The following is a 14,103-nucleotide window of genomic DNA, read 5'->3' as shown; positions in this document are numbered from 1 at the left end:
TGTTTTTTTTGTTTAAATATTCCTTAATTTCTACGGAACTGACTTCCCGATATTACCAAAATATGATAACTGTATAAAAGGGAAGGAGCGTTCTAGTGAAAGAAAGAATACGATTATTAGATATTTTACGAGGTTTTGCGATATTAGGTACATTGGGTACAAACGTCTGGTTTTTTGCATACGCAGGGGATACCTTTGCGACAGATCAGATTGCGGATGAATATGAAAATGGCAGTTTTCTTGAAAGTCTTGTCTCTATGTTCGTTTATGGCAAAATGCTATCGCTGCTCACAATCATGTTTGGCGTAGGGCTAGAGCTGAAATACCAGCAGGCGAAAAGAAAAAATACGACTTGGCCGGGTACATATTTATGGATTCTTTTATTTTTATTTATTGAAGGCTTTGTCCATTTTGCGCTAGTGATGGAATATGATGTGCTCATGAGTTACGCCATCACGGGTTTGCTTGTGGCATTTATTGTCCGTGGAGGAAGTCGGCGCATCAAAAAAGGCATGATTGTCTCGGGTGTCATTCATTTGTTGGTGACGGCTTTTCTCGTTGTATTTTCTTTCTCTGAATTGGAAACTGAATCCTATGACGGGAGCAGTGAACCAACGTACGAAGAACAACTGCCGGAGACATGGATATCTCAAGTTCAAGACCGATTACAGCACTTTTTGATGTACCGAGAAGAAGCGATCTTTATTATCCCAATGAATACCTTTTTGTTTTTATTAGGTGTGCGGATGATGAGAGCTGGTGTATTTTATGCAAATGAGCGTGGGCAATCTCTGCGGAAAATATTGTTCCGAATGGGTTTGTGGATTGGACTGCCGCTGAATGCGCTCGTCTTCGTACCAAATGACATAGTAGAATTCGTGGTGCGCTATGTGTTTTCGCCATTCCTCTCTATTTTCTATATTGCTGTCGTGGCGAAGCTTCTAGCACGGACGGAGTCATGGTTCATGTGGACTTGGTTTGAATATGTAGGGAAAATGGCGCTTAGCTGCTATATCCTGCAAAATGTCATCTGCTCGATCCTTTTTTACAGCTGGGGATTGGGTCTTGGCGGCCAAATCAACGCCCCCCTTATCGTCTTGTCATGGCTGTTGATCTCCCTGCTGCAAATCGCTATTTCAGCCCTTTGCTTACACGTCTGGCGAATTGGGCCAATGGAGTATATCCGATCACGGGCACTTCGCCGTGTGACAATGAAGAAAGCATCTTAAAGGGGAATAGATACAATGTTTTTCAAAAAAACGACGAAAAGAGAACAAGCCAATGCACAAAAAGCAGCAGGATCGGCGTTTGTTTTTTATCTTCTAGCATTAGGTGGACATGCGTCTTACGCTTTTTTTCAAGGTGAGAGTACACCTGTGACTTTTGTGATTTTAATGACAGGTCTTCTTGTGTTTTTCACCGCAGATTGGCTATACAATAAAAAACATTCATAAAAAAGAAGCCCTCTGATGAGAGCTTCTTTTTTATTTTAGGCTTTTATATTGGCCTTTTAAATTTTTACGAATGTATTGAATGATTTTGCGCAGTTCGTTGGCATGCGGTCTGCCAAATGGACTTGTTTGTCTTTGCTGATAGAGGACTTGGCCTTTTTCATTTAATAAGAAATAGGCAGGTTCTCCGTGCACCCCGTGATCTTCATATGGGGCATCTTCTCCGTGATAGAAGACTTCATAGGCTTTCAATGATGTGAGGTTTTGGTCAGACATGATGGGGAAAGAAAGTCCCTCTTTGTCTGCAAATTCCTTCAAGTCTTCAGGGTTATCTGTTGAAATCGTCATTAAGTGAATATCCTTGTCTTGAAAATAGGATTGCTGTTTTTCCAGCTCTTTTAATTCCTCGACACATACTGGGCACCATGATCCTCTAAAGAAAACGATGAGGTGCCAGCTTTGATGCTCCTCTAAATGTTTGTAAAACTCAATGTGATCGCCCTGCACTGTTGGCAGTGAAAAATCGGGCATTTTATCTCCTAATTTAAATGAACTCATCCTATGCTTCCTCCTTTTTCAATCACCATGTTGTTTGTTTCTTGTATAACCAATATTGGTCGGAATCAAACGTTTCTGTGTGCTGGATTGGGCAGTAGCCAATGATTGAATGAAGGCGCTTGCAGGATTAGGCGGTTTAACAGAAGATATCAAATCCGACACTTTTTTTAAAAAAATGTCGAAAAACGTATTGCCATATGTAATTACTCTATGATATTATAAATCTCGTTGTTGCAAAGGTCTCTGAAACTTGTTAGGATGCGATGTTCCAGCTTTTTTAAAGCGATTGGTTTGACGCAGTACAACTTCTTCAGAATTACTTTTCACAAACCGAGAGCCATTAGCTCAGTTGGTAGAGCATCTGACTTTTAATCAGAGGGTCGAAGGTTCGAGTCCTTCATGGCTCACCATGTTTTGGCCCGTTGGTCAAGCGGTTAAGACACCGCCCTTTCACGGCGGTAACACGGGTTCGAATCCCGTACGGGTCATTGATTTACTTTAGCGTTAAGCTAATTTTTCCTCACTTGCTTGAAGGAGCACCACGATTGCTTTTTCGGGCAAGTTACTGAGGTCCGGTAGTTCAGTTGGTTAGAATGCCTGCCTGTCACGCAGGAGGTCGCGGGTTCGAGTCCCGTCCGGACCGCCATTTATACATATTCATCTTTTGATGATGGCTCGGTAGCTCAGTTGGTAGAGCAACGGACTGAAAATCCGTGTGTCGGCGGTTCGATTCCGTCCCGAGCCACTTCCAAACGCATCTGCAATCGCAGGTGCGTTTTTATTATGAAAAGAAGGCATAAAAAGGGAGAAGCCGGACCTAGGTAGGGCCCGGCTCCATAAGAAGAAGACGTTACATGTATATAGACGTTTGGTGACTGGAAAAGTTTCAATAAAAAAGGAAAAAGTCATCAAATCTTTTGGGCGGGGTTCTTCTATCCAACGTTTACTAGCAAAGAAAGCCGTTATTATTTTTATCTTTGCCTCGTAAAACGTTATAATAGACAGTGAGCCTTTTTTTCGTAAATGAAGAAGGCATAATGAGACATGCAAAATGGAATGACATAGATGCTAAAAATGCAGGAGGAAATCACAATGGAAAAAAAGATTCTTGTCGTAGATGATGAAAAGCCGATTGCGGATATATTGGAATTTAACTTAAGAAAAGAGGGCTACGAGGTTCATTGTGCGTATGACGGAAATGAAGCCCTTGAAATGGTAGAAGAAATCAAGCCAGACATTATTTTGCTCGACATTATGCTGCCGAACAAAGATGGCGTTGAAGTATGCCGTGAAGTGAGAAAGAAATATGATATGCCGATTATCATGCTGACAGCAAAAGACTCTGAAATCGATAAAGTCATTGGTCTTGAGCTTGGCGCGGACGATTATGTCACAAAGCCATTCAGTACACGCGAGCTGCTTGCACGTGTAAAAGCAAATTTAAGAAGACAGACTGCTGCTCCGCAATCAGAGGAAGAATCTGAATCAAATGATATCGAGATTGGTTCACTTGTGATCTACCCAGATGCGTATGTCGTGTCTAAGCGTGACGAAACGATTGAGTTAACGCATCGTGAGTTCGAATTGCTTCATTACTTAGCGAAACATATTGGACAAGTCATGACACGTGAGCACTTACTGCAAACGGTTTGGGGCTACGATTACTTCGGAGATGTCCGTACAGTAGACGTGACAGTCCGCCGTCTTCGTGAAAAAATTGAAGACAACCCTAGCCACCCGAGCTGGATCGTGACAAGACGAGGCGTCGGCTACTATTTAAGAAACCCAGAGCAGGACTAAGATTCTTATGAGTAAAGTAGGTTTTTTTCGCTCGATTCACTTTAAATTGACCTTGATTTATGTGCTGCTGATCATTGTCGCCATGCAGATCATTGGCGTGTACTTTGTGAAGCAGCTAGAGCAGTCCTTAATTAATTCATATGATAATTCCTTGAATCAGCGAATCTACTCGTTATCGTATTACCTAGAACAAGATTCATCGAAAAGCAAGGCAGAATTAAAAGAGGATGCTCAAAAGATATTAAACGATTTTAACAACAAAGATGAGTCTAATGAAATTTCTGAAGTCAGCTATATTGACGAAAGCAGAGAGGTCATTGCCTCTGTGAATAACGGCAGTCAAGAGATTGCCGGGAAGAAAATCACAGATCAAATCATTAGCCGTATTTTCGCGGTTGGCAAAGACTACGAGAAAAAATTCTATGACCCAGAATCAAATAAACGAGTCCGCATATCGGCGACAGCCGTGAAAAATGAGAACCAAGAAACTGTTGGTGTCATTTATGTGGTCTCATCCATGGAAAGTGTTTTTAACCAAATGCGAACGATCAACACCATTTTGGCGACGGGTACACTCATCGCACTTGGGACGACCGCTCTACTTGGTATATTCATATTCAGAACCATTACACACCCAATTTCGGATATGAGAAAGCAAGCGATCGAGCTCGCCAAAGGGAACTTTTCCAGAAAGGTCCGAAAGTATGGACATGATGAGATTGGTCAGCTAGCGACGACATTTAACCATCTGACGAGAGAGCTGGAGGAAGCGCAGCTGATGACAGAGGGTGAGAGGAAAAAGCTTTCTTCTGTTATCGCCTATATGACAGATGGCGTCATTGCCACGAATCAAAACGGGGCCATTATTCTATTAAACAGCCCGGCACTAGAGCTTTTGAATGTTTCACGTGAAACAGCTCTAGAGATGCCGATCACGTCCTTGCTCGGCTTAGAGGAAACTCATACATTTGAAGATTTAGTCGAAAATCAAGACTCCATGCTGCTAGAAATTGAACGCGAAGATCAGTTGTCTGTTTTGCGTGTCAATTTCTCAGTCATCCAGAAAGAGCATGGGAAGATTGATGGCTTGATCGCGGTCATTTATGACGTGACAGAGCAAGAGAAAATTGATGCTGAACGCCGCGAATTCGTGGCGAACGTATCGCATGAACTGCGTACACCGCTAACGACGATGCGAAGCTATCTTGAGGCACTCGCTGAAGGTGCGATTGGTGATAAAGAGCTTGCACCAAGGTTCCTCAGTGTCACGCAAAATGAAACAGAGCGCATGATTAGACTTGTGAATGACCTGCTCCAGCTGTCTAAGTTCGACAGCAAGGATTATCAATTCAATCGTGAGTGGACGAATTTTATCAGGTTTATCTCGCTCGTCATTGATCGTTTTGAAATGACGAAGGAGCAGCATGTCGATTTCATCCGCAACCTGCCGCAGCGTGAAATATATGTGGAAATTGATCAAGACAAAATCACACAGGTGCTCGATAATATCATTTCCAATGCCATGAAATACTCACCAGAGGGTGGACACATTACGTTTACCGTCGATCTGGACGAGGAGAAGGGCCTTGTGTTATTCAGCGTCAAAGATGAAGGAATCGGTATTCCGAAGAAGGATATGGATAAAATCTTTGAACGTTTTTATCGAGTGGATAAGGCAAGAACAAGAAAGCTTGGCGGAACCGGCCTAGGCCTTGCGATTGCAAAAGAAATGGTTCAGGCTCATGGCGGAGATATTTGGGCTGACAGCATTGAAGGAAAAGGAACAACGGTAACCTTTACCCTTCCGTACAATGAAGAACAAGAGGATGATTGGGATGAAGCGTGAGACCTTTAAAACCATTATATTGACAATCCTAATTGCGATCAGTCTTGTGTTTACGTGGAATATTTGGATGTTCCAGCCCGTCATGCAGGATCAGGCGGATGCCGGCACAAAGGTCGTGGAAACGAAGAAGATTTCAAGCGACGAGCCTCGGAGTCTCATTGATGTCGTGAAGCCGCGTGAGATGTTCATCCATTCCAATGGAGAGCATTTCAAAGTGGATCAAAAGGAACTCTTCCAAAACTTTTGGAATGATGTGAGCCTGTGGGATGTCAAAGAGATTGCCGATGTGTCGGACCAATATTCCGAGCAGAAATTTAAGAATTTCTTCTATGGACGCGAGGGGCAAGGTAAAACATTGGATCTTGTGTTCAATGATCCGATTCCGATTGATATTTTCCAAGCGCTGTTTAAATGGCCGAATAAATCCATTGAATACAACTCGTTTGACCGGATGATTGTGCCGTTCGCTCAGCCGGATAAGGCCAATAAGAAAGTCTATTTGATCTCATACAGCAAGGAATCGGTGCTTGAGCTGACGATTGAATCAGCCAACTATCGTAATCTGATGGATAGCATTGCCGCCGCTCAAAACGAGATGCCGCGCTATGATCTATATACTTTCTCTACAAATTCAAAACGAGATTTCCTTCTGCCGCAGAAGCAAAAGCAGCTTGAAGCGAAAATGTTCTTTATCGAAACGATTAAGACAAGCAAATTCAAGGACGCTTTGTTTACAGACCCAAGTCTAGTTGGGGAAGAGTCTAATTTAAACCGGACGGTGTATACAGATGGAACGAGTCGTCTTGAAGCAAATCAAAAAGACCACCGCATCCAATATCAGCATCGTAATATCAATTCTAGTACCGTATTCCAAACGGGAGATTTGATCAAGCGAAGCGTGAAATATTTCAATGATAACGGAAGTTTTACCGATAATTATCAATACTTCGGCATCAACAGCAACCAGCAGCTGTCCTTTAATATGTTTATGGATGGACTGCCGATCGTCAACAGCACAAAACATCCATTTGGTATGACATCACTTGAAGTACAATGGGCGAATGATGACATCTTGAGTTATAAGCGTCCAAACTACATTCTCGGCAACAAAGCGAGTCAGAGTGAACAGGTCAAACTGATGAATGGGACAGAGCTGAAAAACTTGATCATCAAGCAGACGAAGTATGATGATTTAGAGAAAATTGAACAGATTTTCCCTGCCTATCAAGCGACATCCACGGCATCAGATCAGGATCAAGCGATGTTTGTCTGGCTAGAGCCGGTATGGTGTATGAAATATAACGGAAAAACCGTCATTTTAACGAATGATTTGCTGACAGAGGGGAGCGAGAATCATGGAGTGGAATAAGACCAAAACGATCTTTATCCTAGCCTTTCTCGTTCTCGATATCTTTCTAGGTTTTCAATACTTTGAAAAGCGATCGACCGATCATTTTGCGATTATCGAAAAAACAGATACGCTGGAAGAAATGAAGGCAGACGGAATCAAATATGGCAATCTATCAGATGAAGCGAAGATTGGATACCGCATTACAGCTGAGAAAAAGCAATATACGAAAAAGGATGTCGACGGATTAGCTGATCAAAAGACGAAAAGCACATTCCCGAAAACCGAGAAAGATGATCCTGTCACCCTGCTTGAAATGACCTTCAATAAACCAGTTGCATTGCCGAAAAAAGATATGAAAACAGCAGCGACCAATCTTGTGAGCCAGCGTTTACTGGATGGTAAGAATTATAAGCTCTGGAGCATCGATGAAGAAACAGGTGAAATCGTCTTTTTCCAAACGTATAAAGGAAAATACATCTTCCAAGAAGGTCTTGATGACACCGAAACTATTGGGAAGATCACATTGGATGTGAACGATCAAAACGAGGTCGTCTCGTATCGGCAGTCGATGGTGACATCGATTAATGAAGTGAGAAAAGAAACCCTTGTCCCAGCGCTTGAAACGGTGAAGGACTTATATACACAAAATATGCTGAGCCAAAACACGACAGTGAAAAAAGTGGAGCTTGGCTACTACACGCAATACCCAGGTGCAAGCACTCAAGTCATGGTTCCTGTATGGCGAGTAGAGATTGAAGGCGTGGCAACTGGTTCAAAGAAAAAGACAGAGGAAGAATATTTGATCAATGCCATTGATGGCTCAACCCTTGATCATATAGAGAAAGAAGACAAATCTTCATTGGAGTGAGAGAACATGAGCTTGCAGTTCAGTGTACTAGCGAGCGGAAGTACGGGGAACGCTTTTTATTTAGAAACAGACGAGCATGCTTTTTTAGTAGATGCGGGCTTAAGCGGCAAACAGATGGTAGAGCTGCTTGGTCAAATCGATCGCAAGCCGGAAGACTTGGACGGAATTTTTGTCACACACGAGCACTCAGATCATATTAAAGGACTCGGTGTGATGGCAAGAAAGTACAAGCTTCCTGTTTATGCAAATGCGAAAACATGGAAGGCGATGGAGTCACATATTGGGAAAGTGGATACGGAGCAGAAATTCCACTTTGATATGGAGACGGTTCAATCATTCGGCGGTCTCGATGTTGAATCATTTGGCGTATCACATGATGCGGCAGAGCCCATGTTTTATGTATTCCATTATGGCGGGCGTAAACTTGCCCTTATGACGGATACAGGCTATGTGAGTGACCGGATGAAAGGGATTATTAAATCAGCCAATACGTTCGTATTTGAGAGCAACCATGATGTCGGCATGCTGCAAATGGGACGCTACCCATGGAGTATTAAACGCAGAATTTTGAGCGATGTCGGACACGTATCCAATGAAGATGCAGCTCTTGCTATGACAGACGTGATTGGAGACGCCACCTCACGCATTTATTTGGCCCACTTGAGTCAAGACAACAACATGAAGGACTTAGCCCGTATGGCGGTCCAGCAGACGCTTGAAATGAAGGGCTTTGTTGTAGGGGACGGCTTTGATTTATATGATACGGACCCGAAAAAAGCAACCCCGCTTTGCGCCGTATGATTTTTACAATCGTATGATTAAGATAAGAGCTTCTTACCAACACTATATACATCATCTATTCACTGAAAGGAAGGAAACATAGTGGATTATCGCGATGTAGAGTGGAAGCCGAGACGAAGCAGAAAAGGATATTTCCTATCTGGTCTGATCGGTGTATTGGTAGGAGCTTTTTTAATGGGATTCTTTTTCCCCTATGTGTCTGGCCAAAGCGGCAGCCCCTTTGGCTGGCAGTCAGCTGGAGATCAGCAGGCATCAGATGGCCCTTTAAAGACCGTCAATGTGAACGTGAATGATGCGGTCACAAAAGTGGTATCGAGTATGTCGGATACAGTTGTCGGCGTCATTAACATTCAAAAGTCGAGCTTTTGGGAAGAAGGCGGTGAAGCAGGAAGCGGGTCAGGTGTGATTTATAAAAAAAAGGGTGACACCTTTTATATCGTGACCAACCATCATGTCATCAAAGGCGCAAACCAGCTTGAAGTGAGCCTTCAGGACGGGACAAGGATCGGGGCAAATCTTGTCGGCAGTGATCAACTGATGGATTTAGCGGTACTCACGGTCAAAAGTGATAAGATCAAGAAAACCGCTGCCTTCGGCAATTCAGACCATGTCAAACCAGGTGAGCCTGTCATCGCCATTGGAAATCCATTAGGCCTTGAATTTGCTGGCTCCGTCACACAAGGTGTGATTTCTGGAACGGAGCGTGCAATCCCTGTTGATTCTAATGGTGATGGACAGACGGATTGGAATGCGGAAGTTTTGCAAACGGATGCCGCCATTAATCCTGGGAACAGCGGCGGAGCCTTGATCAATATGGACGGTAAAGTGATCGGCATCAATTCAATGAAGATTGCGGAGTCAGAGGTGGAAGGGATTGGGCTGTCTATTCCTGCGAATCTGGTGATCCCTGTCATAGAGGATTTAGAGCGCTATGGAGAGGTGAAGCGTCCGTACCTTGGTGTTGGGATGAAATCACTAGCAGATATTGCAAGCTATCATTGGCAGGAAACATTAAAACTGCCATCAAAGGTCACAACCGGAGTCGTCGTGATGAGTGTCGAGCCTTTGTCTCCAGCAGGAAAAGCGGGGCTAAAAGAGCTGGATGTCGTGACATCGTTTGACGGCAAGCAAGTACAGAATATCGTCGATCTGCGTAAATATCTTTATCAAAAGAAAGTCGGCGACAAGGTAAAGGTGCAATTTTACCGAAGCGGAAAGAAAAAATCAGTCGAGATCAAGCTCTCCCAAACCGATCGGTTCGGAGGCTAGCCAGTTCCTATAGGGGACTGGCTTTTTTTATATGCCCGGCATATGATAAAGAAAAGGGGGAGAGAGGATTTGGTCACATTACAGCCGATGTCACAAACGGATTATGACGTCTTAATAGAGGAGTCTATTAAGAGGTACGCAGGAGAAAAGGTACTCGCAGGGACATGGGATCAGGAAGAAGCGCAAAAGAACGCAGAGGAACAATTTGACCGGTTGCTTCCTGAAGGACTTCAGACAGAGGATCATGAGCTGTGGACCTTCATGCATGGAGACGAATCCATTGGGTGGGTATGGCTTTGCTATGATCCAGATCATCCCCAGCATGAAGGCTTTATTTATAATTTTATTTTGTTTGAAGCGTATCGAGGAAAAGGCTTGGCAAAACAGGCCATGACGGCATTAGAAGAGCAGGCAAAGTCATTAGGTGTGAAGAAACTATCGCTGCATGTCTTTGCCCATAATCAAATCGCCCGCTCACTTTATGAGAAAACGGGATTTGCTGAGACTGGGATTTACATGAGCAAGCCTTTATAAAAAAAGAGAAGTACCGTGCAGTGAGCGTACGGTACTTTTTTATGTGGACATCATGGCATCTTGCGCCGTGACTCGGTATAGGTCGACTTTGCATTTCACAAACGCACGGATGATGGCTGGGACTTGAGCTTCTGAACGAATCAACAATGAGGTCTCGTCATCTCTGATCACAAGGTCTGTTCCCACACTTTGTAAGTACTGCGTGAGAACAGGCTTCACCTCATCATCAATCCATGCATGCTTGAAGGTGGCACGAATGGTTGAGGACGTGATGGTTTTCTCTTGAGGATGAGTACTTGAGGACACGATTTTTCCTTCAGATATGAAAGCTGTTTTGGTACAAATAGGCTGGGTGAACCTTGGCTCGTCTGCTGTTAAAAAGACGGTTTTTCCTTCGAATTTTAACGATTCAATCACCCGCTGGATATGTAAGATAGAATCTGCATCAATATCCGCAAAAGGCTCATCAAGTAAAATAAAGTCAGGCCGATGAGCGATGGCCTGAGCCATTCCGAGCCGTTTCTTCATCCCAGGTGTAAAGGCACCGACTTTCTCTTGATGATAACGATGTAAGCCAACAAATTCGAGTAATTCTTCATAATAGCTCGTTTTCTGGCGAGTACCCGTAATTTTCGATAAATAGGCAATATGCTCAATAGCAGTCAGCCCTTCATATAAATCTGTATATTCAGGCAGAACACCGATATGATGACGTACTTTTTTTAACGACGTCATGTTCATCATGATAAACGTGCCAGAGGTGGGGCGGGAGATCCCTGTAATGATATTAAAAAAGGTCGTCTTACCAGCACCCTTCGGTCCAATGAGGCCGAAGATATCCCCTTGATGGATATCAAGATCAATATGATCTATTGCGACTTTTGTCCGATATTTTTTTGTCAGCCCTTTTGTGTGAAGCACTTAGACATCCCTCCTCTGAAACAGTAGTGCAGTTCCAACGAGTAAGACAACAGTCAATGCGGCATTCATCAGCACATAGGTCAGCGGTTCACTCCAGCGCGCATAATAATAAGGCGTCACGTATTGGAACCAGTGAATCAACCGTTCTGAAGAAAGAACAGACATCATGCTCATGATCGGAAATAGAAAGGAAAACAACATGCCAACAAACATCGATTTCTGTGGTGTTGGAAAGAGCATGGACAAAAACAAAGCACAGGAGATGCCGACACTGATAAACGTTAATATTTTTAAGGCATCAGAGAACAGAAAACGATGTGAAATCACCATATTTAATATATATGTGGTCATAATGCAACTGAGCCAAAACAGCATCAGCCCAAGATATTTCCCGATGACAATGTTTAAACGGGTCGTTTTGCTGACGAGAAAACGAATGGTTTTCAAATGAATTTCGCGGCTCAAAATATCATGAGATAATAAAAAAATAAGGAAGAAACCAAATAACGAAATCACTAGTTCATTCCCAATGGAATAAGGGTCCTTTGCCTGTTCCCACTTCCCTTGATAAGCAGCTATAAATGGAAGACTTGATACAAAAGTAGATAAAATGAAAATAATAACAATTGTTAAGATGGATTTTTTGCTTTTGAAGAGCTGCTTAAATTCATTCATACAGATGGTCCACACACACTGTACCTCCCTTCATCTTTATTATACCCCTAGAAAAGAAAGACACCATATCTCGCTCTTTAACATTTGCTTAAATTTTATAAAAAAGAAGACTCTTCCAGAACAGTTAACTCATTTTTAAAAATGTTCAGAAAAATATCTTGATTTATCAAAAAACATCATGTATGATAGCTTTAATTCAAGATAGTTAAACAGGCAATGACGAGAGAAAGTACAATCATCAATTTTTCCACAGAGAGCTTCGGTAGCTGAAAAGAAGCAAAAATAATGATTCGAAAAATGGTCTCTGAGCCTCGTGCTGAACATATCCATGATATTAGTAGGTGACGACGAGAGTTGGTACTCGTTATCAAAACCACAGTATATGAGCCAAATTGGAGCTTTGTACTTGTAGAGGCTGTTTAGCGCGAGCAAACAGTAAATAAAGGTGGTACCACGAGACAAATACCTCGTCCTTATGATTCATAGATAAGGATGGGGTATTTTTTATTGTCCACTTTTTTTCATACAAATGTTCAAATGTTCCACGTGAAACACTACAACCATTTTTTCAAATGAAAGGGAGATTAACATGAGTGAACATGCATTGGTTTTACAATCAGATTTCGGTATTGATGATGGAGCGGTCAGCGCAATGTACGGCGTAGCCAATACAGTGAGAAGCGGCATCCGCATTTTTGATTTAACTCACAACATTCCCCAATACGACATTTGGGAAGCGTCTTATCGCTTGCTTCAGACGGTCACATATTGGCCGGAAGAAACGGTATTTGTCTCCGTTGTTGATCCAGGCGTTGGATCAGAGCGAAAGAGCCTCGTCGTCAAAACAACAAGCTCACACTACATCATCACACCTGATAATGGGACACTTACGCATGTCGCACAGGATATTGGTATCGTGGAGGCTCGGTATTTAGATGAAACCATCAACCGTCTGCCGAAGTCAGGAAAATCACATACTTTCCATGGTAGAGACATTTACGCCTATACAGGCGCGAGAATTGCTTCAGGTGTGATTTCTTTTGAAGAGGTCGGGCCAAAGGCGAATATAGAGGACATTATTCACCTTCCAGTCGTACAAGCTTATGCGGAAGAAGAAGTGATCACAGGGACGATTGATATTTTAGATGTGCGGTTCGGAAACCTATGGACAAACATTCATCATACGTTATTTGAACAGCTTTCAATCAATTATGGGGATGCAATAGAAGTTACCATTGCCAACGGGCCAAAAAATGTGTATAAAAATATCATGACCTATGGACGATCTTTTGCCGATTTAAAGGTAGGCGAACCACTCGTATATGTCAATTCACTCGATCATTTAGGCGTGGCGATCAATCAAGGGTCATTTGCAAAGGCTTATAACATCGGTACAGGCACAGGCTGGCGCCTTTCGATTCGCAAAGCTCCGCGCATTATATACGAATAAGAGGAGGAAACATCATGGCAGGTAAACAACTTTCAACGAAAACTGTCGTTGCCATCGGGATTGGCGCAGCCGTCTTTGTCATTTTAGGACGCTTCGTCTCCATTCCAACTGGGATTCCGAATACACAAATTGAAACATCGTACGCGTTCCTTGCATTAATGGCCGTGTTATTTGGTCCTATTGCAGGCGCATTGATTGGATTTATTGGTCATCTCATTAAAGATGCCACCACATTTGGACCTTGGTGGAGCTGGATTATCGTTTCGGGTGTTGTTGGTTTATTGATCGGCCTCATTTCGAACCGTTTAAAAGTAGAAGAGGGCGACTTTGGCTGGAAAAAAATCACGCTCTTCAACGCCGTCCAAGCCGGCGCACAAGCATTAGGCTGGTTTGTCATTGCGCCGGTACTCGACATTGTGATCTATGCAGAACCTGCAAATAAAGTGTTTGTTCAAGGCATCGTAGCAGGAATCTCAAACATCATCACAGTCGGTGTACTAGGCACCATCATCATTGCGGCTTATGCGAAAACAAGAAGCAAAAGCGGCAGTCTATCGAAAGAAACATCATGAAGCAAGG

At 43.0% G+C, this 14,103-nt stretch carries 14 protein-coding genes, 4 tRNA genes and 1 other annotated feature; of the genes, 15 read left to right on the top strand and 3 right to left on the bottom strand.

The features are described 5' to 3' along the window. Positions 1-95: 95 nt before the first annotated feature. Both ID12_RS04615 and ID12_RS04610 read left to right on the top strand, forming a co-directional pair. On the top strand, positions 96-1,229 hold the full coding sequence (locus ID12_RS04615; RefSeq protein ID WP_050826805.1) for a DUF418 domain-containing protein: 1,134 nt from the start codon (positions 96-98) through the stop codon (positions 1,227-1,229). A 15-nt stretch (positions 1,230-1,244) separates the two neighbouring features. Beyond that, positions 1,245-1,454: a hypothetical protein gene (locus ID12_RS04610; RefSeq protein WP_024718463.1), complete on the top strand. Its 210-nt coding sequence runs from the start codon at positions 1,245-1,247 to the stop codon at positions 1,452-1,454. A gap of 30 nt (positions 1,455-1,484) precedes the next feature. Here ID12_RS04610 and ID12_RS04605 read toward each other — a convergent pair whose 3' ends face one another. Continuing rightward, positions 1,485-2,009 (bottom strand): peroxiredoxin family protein, encoded by a 525-nt coding sequence (locus ID12_RS04605; protein WP_017368445.1) that lies wholly within the window; start codon positions 2,007-2,009, stop codon positions 1,485-1,487. A gap of 334 nt (positions 2,010-2,343) precedes the next feature. Here ID12_RS04605 and ID12_RS04600 point away from each other — a divergent pair. The 11 genes from ID12_RS04600 to ID12_RS04550 all read left to right on the top strand — a co-directional run bounded on the left by ID12_RS04600 (position 2,344) and on the right by ID12_RS04550 (position 10,478). Next, positions 2,344-2,419: transfer RNA gene (locus ID12_RS04600), tRNA-Lys, on the top strand. Positions 2,420-2,425: 6 nt separating this feature from the next. Then, positions 2,426-2,497, top strand: a tRNA-Glu gene (locus ID12_RS04595). Between the two features lie 81 nt (positions 2,498-2,578). Next, positions 2,579-2,655: transfer RNA gene (locus ID12_RS04590), tRNA-Asp, on the top strand. Between the two features lie 26 nt (positions 2,656-2,681). Continuing rightward, positions 2,682-2,754: transfer RNA gene (locus ID12_RS04585), tRNA-Phe, on the top strand. A 347-nt stretch (positions 2,755-3,101) separates the two neighbouring features. Beyond that, a complete protein-coding gene (gene yycF / locus ID12_RS04580; protein WP_017359978.1) occupies positions 3,102-3,809 on the top strand; it encodes a response regulator YycF in 708 nt (235 codons plus the stop codon). A gap of 7 nt (positions 3,810-3,816) precedes the next feature. After that, positions 3,817-5,655, top strand: a complete 1,839-nt coding sequence (gene walK / locus ID12_RS04575; RefSeq protein ID WP_019743492.1) for a cell wall metabolism sensor histidine kinase WalK — start codon at positions 3,817-3,819, stop codon at positions 5,653-5,655. Beyond that, positions 5,645-7,024: a two-component system activity regulator YycH gene (gene yycH / locus ID12_RS04570; RefSeq protein WP_050826804.1), complete on the top strand. Its 1,380-nt coding sequence runs from the start codon at positions 5,645-5,647 to the stop codon at positions 7,022-7,024. Before walK ends, yycH begins: the two co-directional genes overlap by 11 nt. Next, positions 7,011-7,874, top strand: a complete 864-nt coding sequence (locus ID12_RS04565; RefSeq protein ID WP_024718467.1) for a two-component system regulatory protein YycI — start codon at positions 7,011-7,013, stop codon at positions 7,872-7,874. The genes yycH and ID12_RS04565 overlap by 14 nt, the downstream gene beginning before the upstream one ends. Positions 7,875-7,880: 6 nt before the next feature. Beyond that, the gene (locus ID12_RS04560; RefSeq protein WP_007497388.1) at positions 7,881-8,675 is read left to right on the top strand and encodes an MBL fold metallo-hydrolase; all 795 of its coding nucleotides are present in this window, start codon (positions 7,881-7,883) and stop codon (positions 8,673-8,675) included. Positions 8,676-8,756: 81 nt separating this feature from the next. After that, a complete protein-coding gene (locus ID12_RS04555) occupies positions 8,757-9,944 on the top strand; it encodes a S1C family serine protease (protein ID WP_050826803.1) in 1,188 nt (395 codons plus the stop codon). Positions 9,945-10,013: 69 nt separating this feature from the next. Beyond that, positions 10,014-10,478 (top strand): GNAT family N-acetyltransferase, encoded by a 465-nt coding sequence (locus ID12_RS04550; RefSeq protein WP_080987765.1) that lies wholly within the window; start codon positions 10,014-10,016, stop codon positions 10,476-10,478. 39 nt (positions 10,479-10,517) lie between these two features. Here the strand turns inward: ID12_RS04550 and ID12_RS04545 are convergent, their stop codons facing one another. Both ID12_RS04545 and ID12_RS04540 read right to left on the bottom strand, forming a co-directional pair. Continuing rightward, complete coding sequence (locus ID12_RS04545; protein WP_017359972.1) at positions 10,518-11,399, bottom strand: ABC transporter ATP-binding protein; 882 nt, start codon at positions 11,397-11,399, stop codon at positions 10,518-10,520. Beyond that, the gene (locus tag ID12_RS04540; protein WP_046527570.1) at positions 11,400-12,089 is read right to left on the bottom strand and encodes an ABC transporter permease; all 690 of its coding nucleotides are present in this window, start codon (positions 12,087-12,089) and stop codon (positions 11,400-11,402) included. Between the two features lie 192 nt (positions 12,090-12,281). After that, positions 12,282-12,552 (top strand) — a binding site (T-box leader). 111 nt (positions 12,553-12,663) lie between these two features. Here ID12_RS04540 and ID12_RS04535 point away from each other — a divergent pair. Beyond that, entirely contained in the window at positions 12,664-13,524 is an 861-nt protein-coding gene (locus ID12_RS04535) for an SAM hydrolase/SAM-dependent halogenase family protein (protein ID WP_017368438.1), read from the top strand. 14 nt (positions 13,525-13,538) lie between these two features. After that, the gene (locus tag ID12_RS04530; RefSeq protein WP_024718471.1) at positions 13,539-14,096 is read left to right on the top strand and encodes an ECF-type riboflavin transporter substrate-binding protein; all 558 of its coding nucleotides are present in this window, start codon (positions 13,539-13,541) and stop codon (positions 14,094-14,096) included. Positions 14,097-14,103 lie beyond the last annotated feature (7 nt).

The organism is Bacillus altitudinis, assembly GCF_001191605.1.
Lineage (GTDB): Bacteria > Bacillota > Bacilli > Bacillales > Bacillaceae > Bacillus > Bacillus altitudinis.
Note: the sequence above shows the minus strand (reverse complement) of the source record. Positions and strands in the feature narration are given on the sequence as shown.

Bases quoted from the DNA above. Each gene is read 5' to 3' on its own strand.
- walK (WP_019743492.1), top strand. From the start codon at position 3,817: ATGAGTAAAGTAGGTTTTTTTCGCTCGATTCACTTTAAATTGACCTTG.
- ID12_RS04530 (WP_024718471.1), top strand. From the start codon at position 13,539: ATGGCAGGTAAACAACTTTCAACGAAAACTGTCGTTGCCATCGGGATT.
- ID12_RS04605 (WP_017368445.1), bottom strand. From the start codon at position 2,009: ATGAGTTCATTTAAATTAGGAGATAAAATGCCCGATTTTTCACTGCCA.
- ID12_RS04610 (WP_024718463.1), top strand. From the start codon at position 1,245: ATGTTTTTCAAAAAAACGACGAAAAGAGAACAAGCCAATGCACAAAAA.
- ID12_RS04560 (WP_007497388.1), top strand. From the start codon at position 7,881: ATGAGCTTGCAGTTCAGTGTACTAGCGAGCGGAAGTACGGGGAACGCT.
- ID12_RS04565 (WP_024718467.1), top strand. From the start codon at position 7,011: ATGGAGTGGAATAAGACCAAAACGATCTTTATCCTAGCCTTTCTCGTT.
- yycH (WP_050826804.1), top strand. From the start codon at position 5,645: ATGAAGCGTGAGACCTTTAAAACCATTATATTGACAATCCTAATTGCG.
- yycF (WP_017359978.1), top strand. From the start codon at position 3,102: ATGGAAAAAAAGATTCTTGTCGTAGATGATGAAAAGCCGATTGCGGAT.
- ID12_RS04535 (WP_017368438.1), top strand. From the start codon at position 12,664: ATGAGTGAACATGCATTGGTTTTACAATCAGATTTCGGTATTGATGAT.